The 16,967-nt window shown below is 54.9% G+C and carries 7 protein-coding genes; all 7 read right to left on the bottom strand.

Annotated elements, in window-relative coordinates; all coding sequences use genetic code 11:
- Nucleotides 1-86: 86 nt before the first annotated feature.
- From brxL to brxC, 7 genes are read right to left on the bottom strand one after another with little or no spacing between them, the layout of a single operon-like run.
- The gene (gene brxL / locus ACN0VH_RS14175; RefSeq protein WP_417700955.1) at nucleotides 87-2,162 is read right to left on the bottom strand and encodes a BREX system Lon protease-like protein BrxL; all 2,076 of its coding nucleotides are present in this window, start codon (nucleotides 2,160-2,162) and stop codon (nucleotides 87-89) included.
- 9 nt (nucleotides 2,163-2,171) lie between these two features.
- Nucleotides 2,172-4,667 carry a BREX-1 system phosphatase PglZ type A gene (gene pglZ / locus ACN0VH_RS14170; protein ID WP_417700954.1) on the bottom strand — a complete coding sequence of 832 codons (2,496 nt, stop codon included), beginning with the start codon at nucleotides 4,665-4,667 and terminating at the stop codon, nucleotides 2,172-2,174.
- Complete coding sequence (gene pglX / locus ACN0VH_RS14165; RefSeq protein ID WP_417700953.1) at nucleotides 4,664-8,164, bottom strand: BREX-1 system adenine-specific DNA-methyltransferase PglX; 3,501 nt, start codon at nucleotides 8,162-8,164, stop codon at nucleotides 4,664-4,666. The genes pglZ and pglX (ACN0VH_RS14165) overlap by 4 nt, the downstream gene beginning before the upstream one ends.
- Complete coding sequence (gene pglX / locus ACN0VH_RS14160) at nucleotides 8,164-11,709, bottom strand: BREX-1 system adenine-specific DNA-methyltransferase PglX (RefSeq protein ID WP_417700952.1); 3,546 nt, start codon at nucleotides 11,707-11,709, stop codon at nucleotides 8,164-8,166. The genes pglX (ACN0VH_RS14165) and pglX (ACN0VH_RS14160) overlap by 1 nt, the downstream gene beginning before the upstream one ends.
- Nucleotides 11,709-12,260 carry a hypothetical protein gene (locus tag ACN0VH_RS14155; RefSeq protein WP_417700951.1) on the bottom strand — a complete coding sequence of 184 codons (552 nt, stop codon included), beginning with the start codon at nucleotides 12,258-12,260 and terminating at the stop codon, nucleotides 11,709-11,711. Before ACN0VH_RS14155 ends, pglX (ACN0VH_RS14160) begins: the two co-directional genes overlap by 1 nt.
- On the bottom strand, nucleotides 12,257-13,447 hold the full coding sequence (locus ACN0VH_RS14150) for an AAA family ATPase (RefSeq protein ID WP_417700950.1): 1,191 nt from the start codon (nucleotides 13,445-13,447) through the stop codon (nucleotides 12,257-12,259). Before ACN0VH_RS14150 ends, ACN0VH_RS14155 begins: the two co-directional genes overlap by 4 nt.
- Nucleotides 13,447-16,965 carry a BREX system P-loop protein BrxC gene (brxC, locus tag ACN0VH_RS14145; RefSeq protein ID WP_417700949.1) on the bottom strand — a complete coding sequence of 1,173 codons (3,519 nt, stop codon included), beginning with the start codon at nucleotides 16,963-16,965 and terminating at the stop codon, nucleotides 13,447-13,449. Before brxC ends, ACN0VH_RS14150 begins: the two co-directional genes overlap by 1 nt.
- Nucleotides 16,966-16,967 lie beyond the last annotated feature (2 nt).

The following is a 16,967-nucleotide window of genomic DNA, read 5'->3' as shown; positions in this document are numbered from 1 at the left end:
TGGGACAGGCGGGACAAGCGGTTTTGGTTCAAATCAACACGGAACATGGCTTTGCTCTTTTCTGAAATATCTACTCAGTTTCACCGTTAGTCTTGCCGCACATAGGTCACATAGAAGTTCTTCAGCATGCGGTGCTCCTGCAGGCGGTCGCCTAGGCTGAACCCGTCGCGTCGCATGGGCGCTTGGAATATATCTAGACCGCGATCTAGAACGATTTTCCAGCCGGTATCGGTGACGATATCTCTCGAGTGCGCGGTCCCTGAACCATCAAATGCCCAGGTGAAATCAACGCCCGAACCAATGCATGCCTCGGTAATGCTCTCCAGCAATTCGCGTTGCTTTTGGACGTTTCCGTCATCAGGCCCCGTGACAAGATGGATGGCCACTTGATCTTCCAACGCCTTGCGCTGGATGACCATCTCGACGAATTCCATCATGTTCTTGATCTGGTAATAATAGCGAATGTAGGGGTCTGTCACTACGATCCGCGATGCACCGTCCAGATAGGGCCCAAACAGTTTATCGTAGCTGATGCCCTTTCGGTTTTCGGCGAATACGTGGTGACCCTCTTCGGCGCGCGGCTTGGCGGCCGCTGAGGTTTCCGATGTGTCGCGCGGCTCATTTTCGACTTCGATGACGTCATCATCAACAGCATCAGTGGATTGGTCCTGCTGCTTTGGGTCTAAGGCAGGTTTCAGATAGTAGAATTGGGGGAACTCTTGTTCTTCGACGGTTTGGACGCGCCGCTTTTCCCCGTCAGAGCCAATGTAGAAGAAGTCGACATCTGGATAGGTCGCATCGATCCGAAACAGTTGGTCCTTTACGCGCTTTCGACTTTCAAGTGCGAGCTGCAAGAGCTCTTCAACGTCATCGGCTGTTTCATCTCCGGCAGGGAAAATCACCTTCAGGAAGCCCGACATGGTCTTGTAGACGGCGTCCCGATCACGGGTTGAAATCTTCTCGCTGACTTTGAAATGCAGGTCCGGCCGGTTGGAGAAGTCTTCTTGGCGCAAATGGCGAAGGATCTCGGCGAGGTAGTCGACAATGAACCCGTAGCCAGTGGTGAACATCTCGCCTCGGATCACGTCGATCTCCCAGCCAGGCAGATAAGCGTGGAGGCGGTCAATGAATGCAGAGTCATGGAACTGGGGCGGCAGGGCTTCGAACAAGTCGCTGTTCTTGAGCATGAATGGCACATTGTGGTCTGTGTTGCCGACAAACGCGAAGCTCGCTTCTGCCCCCATGGGGTTAACCCCGCGCGAGAAGGTCTTGTTTGCCATGTAGTTTTTCATGATGTCGACCAGGGCCTTGTTCGCAGTTTTCTCGCGCCCTGCAAATTCATCAAAGGCCACGACATCCCAGTATCCGACCAGTCCGATCCTCCCATTCGAGTTGTTTACAAACAGCTTCGGGATGGTCACTTCGCCGCCGGAGATCAGCTGCCCGTGTGGCGAAAACTCAGAGTAGATATGCGATTTACCCGTTCCCTTTGGGCCAAGTTCGATGATGTTGTAGTTTCGTTCCACGAAGGGGATCAGCCGCATCAGCTGCAAAAGCTTGCTGCGACGTCCGAAGGCTTCAGGATTGAAGCCAATCGACTGCATCAGGAGATCAATCCACTCGTCTTTGGTAAATCGCGCGCGCGCCTCCTTGTACCCATCGTAATCGACTTTGGCGATCTGGATGGGTTTGATGGTCTCGAGCACCCACGGAGACGTTCGCGCGTCTTCGGAAAACTCATATTGGACATCAGCAATACACCATACGCCGGTCACAAGCAGCTTTGGATGCGCTTTGACCGTGCCGCTATCCACCGCAACCTTTTTGATGCCCAAGTTGTCGAACGTGGCTTCGTAGCTGTCTGTTTTTTCGTTCAGCGAGACGCTGATTTGGTCGATGACCTTGTAGCGTCCCTTTTCCTTGATCGTGGATTGGATCAGTCCCGCTTCGCTTCTGTGAACGTAGTGCTTTCTGATGATTTCTTTGACGGTTTCGATGCCGCTCTCGATCGATGCTTCGTCGTCAGTCGCACAGTACTGCCCAAGCAGGTATTCGAGGACATAGGTTGGAACGATTGCGTTGCCTTTGACCGCTTTCACAAGATCTTTGCGGACCACGTAGCCCGCGAAATGCTCGTTAATTTTTTCGTTGAGTGCGCTCATGATAGGTCCTTAAAAGTCGAAATCTGTCGATATGCCACGACGCAGTTGGAAACGGTGGCTTGTGTAATCCTCGAAGTGGCTCGTCTTGCCGATACGTTCGCGAAGCTTGAGAAAGACGTCCTGGTTGTTGAACCGATCAGCATCGCGAGAAAGCAGGAACTTGATGGGCAGCTCCCGTTCGCGCGCATTTTGCGAGGTGTAGTCAAAGGTCAGCGGGTGCTCATCTGAAATGAGCGTGCCGTCCGAAGCGTAAATCCCAGCAAGAACATCACGTTGTTGCTGTTTCTCTGAAACCGGCTGTGTTTGATAGAGAGTGACCGCTGTTTGGCCGGAAGAGATCAGGCTTTTTCCAGTTACGATGATCTGCACTTCAACTTTTTCGACATCGGCTTCGCGTCGTTTACCAACGCGGAGTACGGGAACAATGACCTCTTGAAGCGTGGCCCCGCCATGCACAAACCGGCTTCCCGCCCCCTTGACGCGCATACGATTGATCGAATTGGGCAGTAGAACATCCAAGTTACCTGATAGACCCAAATTTGCGGATGAGAACTTCTTCATTCCAGATGTCGCATCAAGGTCTCGCCCAATGATAAATCGACGATTTTTAATAAGGATTTCCGCACCAGCAGGAACCGCTACCGAAAAATCTGTCTCGTCCAACGCGCGGTGCTGATAGATGAAGCCGTGATCGGCCGTCACAAGAATGTTGGAAAAGTTGGCGGTTGTGAGCTTGCGGACCAGTTTGGTCAGATCTTCGACAGCGACCTCTGCAGCCTCTGTCACGCGTTCCTCGGTGGCGAGCTTGTCGCCAACGATGTCGATCCTGTTGTGATAGAGGTAGAGAATGTCATGATCGCGGAACACCTCTTTTCCGTCGTCCGCCTTCAAGCTCATGAATTCATCGGCCTTCATGGCTTTGGCACGGTCTCCGGCACGCCCCATGCCCAGAACCTTTTCGCGGTTTGCGGTTCCCTGTGTAGGCAAGCCAAACGAAGACACGTTGCCGTCCTCCGACAGCTCCAGATCCTTGTTCGGTAAGAGCGCAGCCATGCCGAGTTGTGTATAGCTGGGCAGCGCTGAAATCATCGGCTTTAGGTCGGCGTCGAACCGGTTCAGCTTGCGGATCTCGCGCAGCGCTTCTTCTGCAACCTCATAGCGCAATGCGTCTGAGATAATCACCACCACCTTCTGATCGCGGCGGCGGAATTCGGCGGCCTGGTCCATATAGAAATCGGTCTGATGCGCAAAGCCCGAGATCTTCCAATCGCTCAGTCCAGCGATCTGATCCTGCCAGGTATCATTGACGACCTGAAGGAAGTTGGTCGTGTAGCGGTTTTCTACGCTCTCGAACAACGCGCTAAGCAGCGAGGCCTGACCGCTCTTTTGCATATGATAGATGAATTTGCGGTAGAGCTGGTCGATCTTGTACCAGTGCGAAACATAGCGCTTAACCCCCTCGGCGGGGGAGGTCATGGTCAGGTTCGCCTCGGCTAACGCCTGCTGGAATTCTGTGGCATAGCCTATGGCTTGATAAATATCCTCATAGGTCGGATACCAATGGCTTTGCCGCCGCTCTCGCACGGTCTTCAGCACCTCGGCCGACGATACCGTCTGGCTCGCCATTTCACGCACCAGAGAGCGAATGATCTGCCGGTCGATCTCTTCAAAATGGTCGATGGCACGCAAGGCCTTGATGTCTCGCTCTTGCACGTCTTCTGGGATCCGCAGGATTTCCTGGTACTTCCCGCTCAGCGTTTCAAACGCCTTCGCCCCCAGCCGGTTGTTCTTCCAGCGGCGGAAGACAAGAAGCGCTTCGCCGTTCAGCTTGCCATCTTCGCCCAAGGCGCGGGCATAGCAGGACTGGAACAGGGTGATCGCGAAATCCTCAAAGTCAGGCGCATCGCTGACATAGCCATAGGCATTCTCGACCTGCTTCCAGAAGAACTCTGTCAGACCGGACCGCTCCATCAGGCGCATCGCATCGTCGCGCTCGTCCGCGAGCTCGGCCAGCAGCTCCTCGATCACCGTGTCCAAGGCTCCCTCGGCCCCGGCGCAGACGGCCAGCATGCGGCGCAGCACATCGGTCTTCGTATCAGATGGGCTGATCATCTGCTTCAGCGCCTCGATGCGGCCCTTGGCACGGTAGAACTCCATGTGGTCGCGCACCACGTCTTCGAACTGCAGCGGCAAGCCCAGTTCGGCCAGCCAGATCGCCGCTTGATCGGCCTTAAAGACGCCGCAGGCGAAATAGAGATCCAGCAGCCAATTGTCGGCCATCTCGGGCGCGGGGCCGTCCTGGAAGACCAGAAACTTCTGTTTCGGCTCTTGCCTCAGCATGCGGTACTTCAGGCCGAACTCGTTATTCGCGATCTCGACCTTTTCCACACCCGGCAGATCCACAGCGTCATATTCGGTCCGCATGTCGCGCGCGGCGTCGTACCAGAAGACGATCCGCTGATCGATGAACAGCCGCTCTAGGCCCGTCTTGATCCGGTCAGTCATGACAGCCCCGCGATCTTCTTCAGCGCGGTGCCGAACTTCGGATAGTTCGCCTTCACCCCGTCATCCAGATCGATCTCGATCTTCTGCTGCGCCAGCGGGAAGATCACGTCGCGTTCCCATTCGTTCAGCTCGTCGATCTGTTTGGCCACCGCCGCCACATCCTTCAACGCCTTGGTCTTCTGGCCCTGCGTCGCCGTCGGATCATCGGCCAGCTTTTCAAGCCTCGCACGCTCGCCCTCCAGCTTGGTGATGAACTCGCGCAGGTAGTCGTTGAGCAGCACCGACACCGTGTCGCCGCGATAGCGGTGCATGTAGATCAGCGCGTTGAACGTGCCCTTGGGGGAAGAGACCATCCAGTAGATCGGGCGCTTCTTATACCGCTTCACGTGGTCGGCGTAGAAATCCTTGGTGAAGTATTTGCGGATGTCCTTGCCAAGCGCGTCTTCGATATACCGCAGGTTTTCGCGGAAATGCGCCTCGCCGAAGGTCACGCGCAGGAACAGGCGGAAGCGTTCAGTGATGTCGTCCGGGAACCAGTCGCCATCCAGCACGGGGATGACGTTGTCCTCGTCCGGCATGAAGCTTGGCTCGGGGATGCGGGCGAGGTAATCCTCCAACCGCTCGCCCTGATTGGCGAGGATCAGGCCCGGTTCGTCGAGGCTGTAGCGCCCAAACATGCAGCCCACGGCATAGCTGAGGAACTCGGCCATGGTGTCGGCGCGCAGGCGGGTTTCGCGGTCGGCCTCGGTGCCCTTCACCCCATAGCGATAGGCGGGGTTGCAGGTGAGGGTGATCTCGTTCAGCGGCACCTCGGGGGTCAGCTCGTCTTGCAGACCATAGGCTTCGATGAAGATGCGGTTGTTCTCTTCCTCCAGCCGCTGCATCTCATCCGTCACGCCCTGCCAGTGGGCGCGGAGAGTAGCGTAGCTTTCCTCCAGCGTCTCACCGCGATGACCGGGCGAGAGCAGCGGGAGCGCGGTGAAGTCCCACGAGGTTTCGTAGGCGTCCCAGTCGGATTTTGCGAGGTCGGCGAGCCGTGTTACAACTGTACCAACATCCACTGCTTCATATGGAATACGAGCGATATCGCCGACCTGAAAAGTTACTGAGGGGTTCAAAACATTAATGTATTCCTCAGCCAGCTTGCTAGAAAGTAGACCCAACACAGACAGACGCTCTTCAGAAGCCGGAAAACCGGATGAGCCTTTTACATCAAAGATAAACCCATGAGGACAAAGCCTTGCTCCGAAACCTCCTGCTTTTATGTCAGACCAAGTCACTCCTGGCTTGAAATAATACTCTCTATTGATCACTCGTCCGTTGGAACCAACTCGAGCACCATCCGTGTTGTCGATATAATCGCAGATTGTTTTGCCATCGTTTTCGAAGTTCACTAAGTATATGAAATTGCCGCTCCATTTTCGAAAAGGTCCGCCCTTATTGTAAGGAAACCATTTGGCACCAGACTTTTCAGCCTCCTCCCCTGACTGACATTCAAAACTAGCTCGATCTATGCTGATTTCGCTCCAGTATCTCAAAAACCTATCGTTATTTGTTGTAGCCATCCCTTGCCGAGGTTTGGCAACTTCACCAATCATTTCTGGAAAAGAAAAAGTTGCGCGAAGCTTCTTGCCCGCTGAATACGCAATCGGCATTCCAGGAATTGATAGGAATTCTTGGCTACTCACCCGATAAAAGTATGGCAAGCTTGGATCGAGAATTGCGTTCTTGAGTTGTGCAGATTTTTCAGATTCGGACTCACCGTCTACAAGGCGAATGTAGTCCGCTTTGTGATTTCCATCATTGAAGTTTCCAACTACGAACGCTGTTGTCGACACAACCGAACCACCGATAGTATCAAAGGCACGTTCCCCTAGATGGGCCATCGAAAGAATGGTGGAATTCGAAAGAATTTTTGCCCGCAACCGCTCAAAAGACGAAAGGAACATCCAAGATTGCATGTTTATCATAGCCGCTGCGCCGTGATGCATCGACATCTTTAGACTGCGTTCCATGAACATTCCGAAGAGGTCTGATTTACTATCAGGATAGTTGGATCTGGCGTAGTCAGAAATGTCCCCATTCATCCCTTTCCCGCCCATATACGGCGGGTTGGCCACCACCACATAATACTTTGGCGACAGCGCCTCGGCCATGCGCAGCACGGCGACGACGCGCTCCTGCACCTCCTTAAGCAGCAAATCGCCGCCGAAATCTCGCGCCTCAACCACGCGCAGCGTCTCGGCCGGGTCGCGCAGTTTCGGCACGATCAGCGAGCCGAAGTTCTTGGCCTGCTTGAACTGCCCCAGCGTCTCGCGCAGCTCGTCCGTGAACAGATCCTTGCCCACCACGGCGGCGACGTCCTGCATCTCGGCCTCGGTAAAGCTGACGTTCTGCAATACGCAGATGTCGGGCTTGGCCTCCATCCGCAGGAACCGCCGCCGCCCCAGCTTGGCCGCCGCCTTCATCGCCAGCGCAAAGGCCGCCAGCGCGCCCGCGCGGTCGTCAATTTCCACCCCTGTCAGGTTGTGCGTCAGGATCAGCGCGGGGATCTCGGTCGCGTCGTAGCCCTCTTCCTCGTAGATGGCGTAGAGCAGGTCAAAGGCATAGGTCAGCATGTGCCCCGAGCCTGCGGCCGGATCGCAGATGCGGATCTCTTCGGGCTTGGTGATGCGCAGGAAGTCCGTCTCGGGCTCTTCGGGCGCGATGTAATAATCCATCTTGGCCGCCAGCCCGCTGTGCGGTTTGTTCAGCAGCCAGAGCCGCCCCACCGAGTTTTCCACCAGGTAGCGGACGATCCAATGGGGTGTGAACAGCTGCGTCGCGGCGGGGATGTTTTCGGCCGTGATCTTCTGGTTCTTCTTGAGGCCCGCGAAGACCTGATCCTTCTTCTCCGAGATGTAGAACTGGTAGAGCCAGCCGATGATCTCGACATCCTGACAAGCGTCTTCGGTCATGACCTTGCGCAGTTCGGCGAGGATCGAGGTCTGCGACAACAGATCCTCCGGCATCAGCAGTTCGGTGTAGTCGTCGATCTGTTCAAACAGGAACGGCATGGGGCCGTGCCACTGATTGCAGGTGTGGACGAGCAGGAGGCGGTATGCTTCGGCCTGTGGGTCATGGGACGGCGTGCGCCCGTCGAGGAGGGATTGGATAGTGGCAGGCGCACCGTCCGGTAGGTTGCCCGCCATCGCCTCTGACAACAGCTCGGGCCGGGTTGCGCCGTCAGCTGGGGAGACGGTACGGACCGGCGTGTAGCCGCCCGCATCCATGAAGCGCAGGGCGGTGAAGCGGTTGAACCACGTGTAAGCGACCTGTTCGATGACCTGCTGTTTGTCGGCTTTGGCGATGGCGTTTTCGAGGTCTTTGACGGCTTTGGGGGCCTCCCGCCGCGCGGCGCTGCCTTCGGCCAGCACGACGTCGAGCTTGGAGGTGACCTGATCGATCAGCAGGTTGCGGGCGGCCTGGGCAAACTTCTTGAGCGCGTTGGTATCCATCAGTTGAGCCCCGTGATCTTCTTCAGGGCTGACCCGAATTCCGGATAGTTTGCTTTCACCCCTTTATCGAGGTCGATCTCAATTTTCCGCTGCGCGAGTGGGAAGATCACCTCGCGTTCCCATTCATTCAGTTCGTTGATCTGCTTGGACAATACGCTGACTTTTTTCAGTGCCTTTGTTTGGTTAGCTTTGGTCTCAGTCGGATCATCAGATCTTTTTTGTTCATTCACGCGTTCACCCTCCAGCTTGGTGATAAATTCGCGCAGGTAGTCGTTGAGCAGCACGGACACTGTGTCGGCTCGATAGCGGTGCATGTAGATCAGCGCGTTGAACGTGCCCTTGGGGCTGGAAAACATCCAGTAGATCGGGCGCTTTTTGTAGCGCTTCACGTGGTCGGCGTAGAAATCCTTGGTGAAATACTTGCGGATGTCCTTGCCCAGAGAGTCCTCGATGAACTTCAGGTTCTCGCGGAAATGCGCCTCGCCGAAGGTCACGCGCAGGAACAGGCGGAAGCGTTCGGTGATGTCGTCGGGGAACCAGTTCTCGTCCAGCACGGGGATGACGTTGTCTTCGTCTGGCATGAAGCTGGGCTCGGGCACCCCATTCTTTTCAAGGGTGGCGAGGTAGTCCTCCAGCCGCTCGCCCTGATTGGCGAGGATCAGGCCCGGTTCGTCGAGGCTGTAGCGCCCGAACATGCAGCCGACGGCGTAATGCAGGAACTCAGCCATGGTGTCGGCGCGCAGGCGGGCCTCGCGGTCGGCCTCGGTGCCTTTCACGCCATAGCGATAGGCGGGGTTGCAGGTCAGGGTGATCTCCTCGATCGGCACCTCGGGGGTCAGCTCGTCCTGCAGACCATAGGCATCGATGAAGATGCGGTTGTTCTCTTCCTCAAGGGCCTGCATCTCATCCGTCATGGACTGCCAATGGGCGCGGAGCGTGGCGTAGCTGCCCTCCAGCGTCTCACCGCGATGGTCGGGCGAGAGCAGCGGGAGCGTGGTGAAATCCCAAGAGGTTTCGTAGGCGTCCCAGTCAAATTTGCCAAGCTCGACGAGTCTCTTCATATCGGCGGCGTTCACTTGGACGCTGTCGGCTAAGGCTGGCAGGTTTCTAAAGTTACCAACATTGAAGTGCAAAGTAGGGTTTAGTACGGAGTTAAGCGCGCCACAAAGTCCCGAGTTCAGGAAAGAAAGCAGAAACCACTCGGTGTATTCACCCGCTGGGAATGCAGACGGCGCTGTAATGTCAAAGAGCGACCCATTCGAATATCGAAAGGAGTTCTTTCCGGTCGTCACGTCCGACCAGTTAACTGAACGCTCAAAATAGAACTTCTCATTCCAACATTTTGAATTGTTCGCTGTTATGCGGCCAGCTGCGAGGTCGTTCTTTTTTCTTGTTTTGATACTTTTTCCGTCGTCCTGCCAATCGATTACGAAGTCATCGTTTCCGTACCAACGCCGGAATTCGCCGCCCTTATTATACGGGAACCACTTTTTGCCAGAGGCGGCAGCGGCTTCGCGGTCCGAAATTCCCGCGCCAAGGCTCCGGTTTCCCACCTCATGCCACTGACGTAGGTAGAGATCGTTGTCATTGGTTTGCAGACCATTTCCGGCTTCAACCTTGTCACCTAAGCAGTCATTTTCTTTGAACAAGCTGCGAAAGCTCTCCGAAAGCCAGTATGCAATTGGCTCGCCGGGGATACTCACAAAGTCCAGCGGTGAGGATATGTAGAAAATGTCAGAGGAGCGGTCGGAGATGGCGTGCCGAAGCATTTCGTCTTTCTGTCCTTCAGACCGACCTTCGGTCAATCGAACGAATTCGGAAAGCGCTTCACGTCGCGTTTTTGCTTGGAAAACGAAAGCAGTCGTTGAGACAACCGCCCCTCCGATCGTATCAAAAGCGCGCTCCCCCAAGTGGATCATGGAGAGAATGGTATGATCAGACAGTAATTTTGCTCTCAGCTTCTCGTAAGATGAGATAAACATCCATGCCTGCATGTTTATCATTGCCATGTTGCCGCTGGATTTCGCCAGGCCCAAACCTCGCTCCATAAACATCGCAAAGAGGTCTGTTTTACTTGAAGGAAAAGCCTTTCTCGTAAAGTTTACCAACTCGGGATTCATGTTGCCCTTACCCATATACGGCGGGTTGGCCACCACCACATGATACTTCGGCGACAGCGCCTCGGCCATGCGCAGGACGGCGATGACGCGCTCCTGCACCTCCTTCAGCAACAGGTCACCGCCGAAATCCCGCGCTTCGACCACCCGCAGCGTCTCGGCCGGATCGCGCAGTTTCGGCACGATAAGCGAGCCGAAGTTCTTGGCCTGCTCGAACTGTCCCAGCGTCTCGCGCAGCTCATCGGTAAACAGATCCTTGCCCACCACGGCGGCGACGTCCTGCATCTCGGCATCGGTAAAGCTCACGTTCTGCAACACGCAGATGTCGGGCTTCACCTCCATCCGCAAAAACCGCCGCCGCCCCAGCTTGCCCGCTGCCTTCATCGCCAGGGCAAAGGCGGCCAGCGCCCCCGCACGGTCGTCAATCTCTACCCCGGTCAGGTTGTGGGTCAGGATCAGCGCGGGGATCTCTGTCGGGTCATAGCCCTCTTCCTCGTAGATGGCGTAGAGCAGGTCAAAGGCATAGGTCAGCATGTGCCCCGAGCCTGCGGCGGGATCGCAGATGCGGATCTCTTCGGGTTTGGTGATTTTCAGGAAGTCCGTCTCGGGCTCTTCGGGTGCGATGTAATAGTCCATCTTGGCCGCCAGCCCGCTGTGCGGATTGTTCAGCAGCCAGAGCCGCCCCAGCGAGTTCTCCACCAGGTAGCGGACGATCCAATGCGGGGTGAAAAGCTGTGTCGCGGCGGGGATGTTCTCGGCCGTGATCTTCTGGTTCTTCTTGAGGCCCGCGAAGACCTGATCCTTCTTCTCGGAGATATAGAACTGGTAAAGCCAGCCGATGATCTCGACGTCTTCACACACGTCAGGTGTCATCGCCTCACGCAGGTAGGCGAGGATCGAAGCGTTGGACTGAAGGTCCGAAGGCATTAGCAGTTCGGTATAGTCGTCGATGCGCTCGAACATGAACGGCAAGGCCTCATGCCAGTAGTTGCATGCCGCAACCACAAGCAATCTGTACGCCTCGCTTTGAGGGTCGGGACTGTCGATACGCCCATCCAACAAGCCTAGAACTTTTTGCCGGGTGAGATCGGAAACGATTTGCTCGTTGATACTCCCTGATTTCGCATCCGAAAGTATCTCAGGTTGAAATTGACCAACGGACGGAGACACAACGCGAACCGGAGAGAGACCGTTCACATCCATGTATCGCAAAGCGGTGAACCTGTTGAACCAGACATAGGCCACCTTTTCGACGACGTGCTCTGGTCCATGTTTGGCGACCAATGCCTCAAGTTTCTTGAACGCCTTCGGGTGTTCTCGTCGAGCCCTTGAGCCGTCGCTCAAGACGGCGTCCATCCTTGCGGCGACTTGATCAATCAAAGTGCTCCGCGCAAATTGGGCGAACTTTCTAAGCTTTGTGGTATCCATCAGTCGATGGCCTCCGCAATATCAGTCGCTTCGGCAATCCGGGCTACGGGCCAATCGGCGAATGTTTTGTTCCAGATATCAACGGACACCACCACACAATCAGCTATGTGTTGCCGTCGCCAGGGGGTGTCTGTCTCGCATCGAATATCGGCTAGAAGGCGATCTTTGAAGCCTGTAAGCAATGCCTTCTGTTGAACCGGATCGTAGGCATCGAGACCGATGAGAACGACGTATTTGAGCGGTTTAGTGTCGCGCTCCATCAAATGCAAAAACGTATATGAACTGCGTGCCTTCGGTGTCAATTCTTGAGTTAGAATCGAATTGTCCGAAAGCCTTTTGAAATATCTCGCTCGCTCATCAGGTGGAGTTCTCTTGTTCGAAGGATCCTTAATTTCAACAAGCAAAATGTCGTTCTCTCGTTCGATAACGAGATCGACAAATTTCATTTGAACCGGGAGCTTCACCCCCTGTTTATCAAGTTCATCCCATATCGCTTCATCTGGAAACGAAAACTCGAGATCAGCATTATTCTCGGCTCTGTACAGCTTCATGGGCTCGACGCTCCGAGCGCACGAGCCATGTCTTCATCGAAGAGTTCAGCAAAGGTGTCCGAGATGGCTGTCTTGGAAATAAGCGCATAGCTGTCGGCGCTTTCGACGCTCATTTTCTGCGTGGCGGGATCCTGAAAAATCGCGTGGAAACGTATATGGTCTTCTTTCCCTTCGTCCGTAAGAAGATCTAGCCACTTCAGAAGCACGTAGTCGTGGGTAGCAAGAATGATTTGTTGTCCGTTACGGGAAAGCTCCAATAGGACCTGAACCAGCTTCTTCATCAGTTTCGGATTCAGGTTCGACTCAGGCTCATCCCATAGAAGGGCCCCCGTTTTGCCAGGACTGATCGATCCGTTACATAGCAAGCGGTGAAGAACACCGATCTTGCGGTATCCTTCAGCAGTCATTCCAGTTGGGAAAGCCTGAACGTCACTCGAAACAAATCTGGTCTGGGTCGAATCTTGATATGCCTTCGCGATTTGAGCTTTGGATTTACCCTCACCATCGTCCGTCGTCGGCTTGGCTTTTTCTTCATACCGCCCGGGCTGAAACTCGAAGCCGCCGTCAATTTTTGCGCGATAGCGTCCCCCCACCAGAGTAACCAGATCGCGAATTACATTCGAGAGCCTCGGATCTTCGAGGAGATCAGATGTTTTTTCGTCGCAGCCAGGCTGCACAAGAAGTTCCGCAAGATTCACATAGCCATCATCGAAAATCATCTCGACAGTAGCGCGGTCATGTTTCGGGTGGCGAATGCCACGAACCAAGGAAAGCACCTCTTTAGTCGGGATGTAGACAGGCGTGTCGGCAGACTTGGGGTTCACGGCGTCTGAGGCAAAATCTAAGTATTGAGACCTCGCACCGAAAGTTACCTCTACGGCGGAGTCATCGCTGTTCACCAGTCGCAGCCGGGTTCGCGATTGAGCCCCTTTGGAAGAGAGGGTGCCCACCTTGTCGTCCTCAGTTGAAAAAACGCTGAGGAATTTCCCTGATGCTGAGGCCGCGAAACCTTCGTCTGAGCGATCAGGATATCTATCACCGGCGATTAGGCCTAAGCCATAGATAGCCTTTAATAGAAGCGTTTTCCCAGTCCCGTTTGACCCGATAATAACGTTGACTCGAGGGGAAAGAGAAAGATCCAGTTTTTCGAACGCGGTGAAGTTCTCGAATTCAAGATTGGCTATCATTACACAATTACTTTCTTACCCGCGCGGATTTCGGCCAGCAGGGTCTTTTTCATTTCTTCAAGGTACTGGTCGACGTCGGCCTCATCGGTCAGCAGCGTCTTGGGGGCTGCGACTTTCAGCTGCGAGGCGAGGACCGTTGTCGGAGGTTGCGGTGCGGGCGCTGGCCGGTCCGACATGCCGGGCTGCGGCTCAGGCGCAGGTGTCGGGCGCGCGAGGCGGTCGAGTTCAGTGACAACGTCCGACAGCAGGTTGGTGCGCGCGCCATTGGCACGGTCACGCAGCACAGGGATCAGCGTAACCGTATCAAGACCTGCCTTGTGGCTCTCGATGCGCGCGGTGATGCGGGCCTGTTTGTCCGGATCGAGTGCCTGGAAGTCCGGCATTTGTGCGATCTTAGCTGAAACGTCTTCCACCTCTGCGATGACGGCTTTGCGTTCCTCAAGCACCTTGAGTTCGACCTTGTTTTTCAGATCAAACAGGTCGGATTTGAGGTTCTGGATCATTGAGCCTTTGAAGCAGCCCGGATCCTCCAATGCAGCGCGCAGCTTCGCCCCAGCATCAGGATCGACATAGTCGATGTTGGCAGATTGGCTAGCGAGCATATCGCGGGCATCGTCGTAGATACCTTTTTGCGCGCCACCCATGAAGGACTTTACCTTGTCCAGGATATCCTCTTTCGCGTTCAGAAGGTCATCCTCGCGCTTGGGCGCGTCGGAAATATACCAGTTCGCCGGTTTGCCCTTCAGGCCACGCAGCAGTTCATGGAACGGCTCGAGCGCGGTCAGGAAAGGGTAGCGGTGCGACTGGCGAACAAGCCCGTCGACCTCGGCTTCGAGCGCATCAATGCTTGTAGCCCATTCCGCACCCAAACTGCGCGCATCAGTTCCCGATGAGGGGTGCGCAAAGAGCTCCTGATAAAGTTCCTTCGCCCGACGAATTTCGGCAGCGGAAAATTCCGTTTGCGGGGTCAGCAATATGTTCGGAAGCGCGTGACTGTTGTTCAACGCCTTGGCGAGATCCAGCCCTTCCTTTATCGCGCTGTCGACGCGCGCTTCGATCTTTCCTTTGGCGACCAAGCTACCCGCAAGGCAAAGGACTGCGGTTATTGGCCAACCGTAAGGTTTGGATGTGAACCGATCAGCCAGATATTTGACGGAGACCTTTACCCCGTTGCGTGCCTGCGCGTTGATGAAGCTGAGGACGTCTTGTTCGGCTTCGTTGATACCTGTGCCGTCAGAACCGAAGAGCCCGCTTTCGGACTGCACCGCTTTGTTGATATCGGCCTCGTTATAACTGACGCCGCGCAGCATCGGGAGATTGGTGTAGACTTTGTCGACCAGGGACTGGAACGCCTTGCTAATGCGCTCTTGAGCATCCTCTCCACCGATCTCCAATTCGTCACCCCTGACGAAAAGTCGGGCGCTTCCCATCAACTTGCGAAGCCGCATTTCAAGGTCCTTTGCGCGGCGGCCGTTTTGTTCTCCTTTTTCTGCGACGATACGGTCGCGGCCCGGCTGCGGAGAACCGCTGCGGGACTGACGGATGAACTTGTCCGTTTGCTTAAACAGGATCAGGTCGCGGACGAAGTTGGCATCTGGTTTCATGGCAACCGCGAGCTCTTCCCGAGACATAGTTTTCATTCGAATGCCATCGGGGCTTTCAACCTCGTCGCTGAGGGGCGAAACGAGATTGATTGCCAGTTCGTACTCGCGACCAACCGCGTGATCATCAAGCTTCCGGGTAAAAGAATATTCGCTGTTCGTTGCGAGATGCTTGATCTTGCGATGACGCAGAATGGTATCGAATGCGAGGGTTTCGAGTTCTTTCGAGAGCTCAGAAGGGTCTATGTCGAGGGCTTTGATTTCCGCTTCGACATCCTTTTCCTCATTGGTGAGGAACTCATAGACCTCACCGTTCCGCTGGATATAGGTTTCCCTTTCCAGACGGCTCAATGCTTCCTCGATCTTGCGGCGTTGGCTCGTCTGGTCCGCCTCAAACTCTGACAGGAGCAGAATTCCGATGTTTCGAACCGACGGTTTGAAGCCTTTGACGTATTTGACGAGAAACAAGGATTTCAAGACCCGAACGGCGAACGGATCGTCCAGGTTTTTTTCGGCAATCTGAATACTCTGCTGAACCGAAGATTTCAGCGCGGTGCGGATCCCTTCGAACATGAGATCGAAAGTGGCCAACCCTCCGACTTCTTTGTCTTTCAGCTTCTTCGAGACCTCTTGGAAAACGCCCAACATCGACCGCTCGCCGACCGAGCTGTGTTTGCCTTCAAATGCGTTGTGCTCCGACAAAGACGTGATCGCCATTTGAAAGAGGTCATACTGATAGGGGGGGAAAGGATAGCTTGAGATGAAGTGTTCGCGATCCCGGTAGTTTTTGAGCTTCATCGAGCCGTCAGCAAAATCGAACAGGGTCTTGAGGTTGTTTTCTTCGCGGTCATGAAGGTTGCCAAGCGTCACTTGCCCTTCCGACGTCTTGGCGAGGAGGCGGCGCTGGATCACTTCGGCGACATCGGCCGAGTTCAGCGGCATACGGTTGCTGAAGCGGGCCTGAATTTTGGAGAAGTCATTCTCTTGCTGTTGCGTCATGTCGCCGATAACCGACGCCATGTCTTGCTGCGCAGTTACTATGATCCAAGCCTGCCCTTTGCATTTGGTGTTAAGGCTCTCTGCGATGGTTTGCAGGTTGGTCATGAGCTTTACATTGTCCGCAATATATTGGCCGACTTCGTCAACGAAGAAGTTGAGCCGGAAACCCTTGGGCTGGTCATTGATCCAAGCTTTGACTGTGCCAGCGAAGTCCTCAATCGAGACGCGTGTGTCCTTCCGGTATTGGCTCAGGATGTCTTTTGCATCTGAAGGATCACCACCGGTTGCTTCTGCAAACGCTGTCGCAATATTCTTGGCTTCGAGCAGCGCCTGTTCTCGACCGCGTTCCCAGTCTTTACCGGCAGCGCTTCGAAAAGCTTCTTTGAATGCCTCGAATTGCCCACGCCCCTGCAAGTCGCGTTCGAATTGCGCGATATGAGGCTGTTTGCCATAGAATCCGCAGGCTTCGTCAAAGACCTTTTGGAAGACAGATAGAAGCGCATCTACATCCGTTTTCGAGATCACATCTGCCTTCTGGTCGATATTGAACAAGATCGATTTCGACGGGATGGAAACGGCCTTGTTGAGTGCGCCTGCCAGCATTGGCTCGCCTTTGAGCTTTTCAGCGAAGATCTCGTGAGCGGTTTTGCCGTCGACTTCACGATTTTCAAGCAGTAGAGCCAGCATCTTCAGCAAGTGCGACTTACCAGAGCCAAAGAAGCCAGAGATCCAGACGCCATTTGAAGTGTCATAATTGTTGTAGGCCTCGAGGAACTGTTCCAGCCGTTGGCCGATCTCCCCTGTGATGACGTACTCGTCGAGTTCGACGCGAAGGCTTGCCTCGTCGTCGGCCTTGATGACGCCGTCAATGGCGCGATCAACGGGTTTCTCAAAAATATCTTTTAGCAGCTGGGCCATGG

The organism is Pseudophaeobacter sp. (assembly GCF_048267565.1).
GTDB classification, from domain to species: Bacteria; Pseudomonadota; Alphaproteobacteria; order Rhodobacterales; family Rhodobacteraceae; genus Pseudophaeobacter; species Pseudophaeobacter profundi.
Note: the sequence above shows the minus strand (reverse complement) of the source record. Positions and strands in the feature narration are given on the sequence as shown.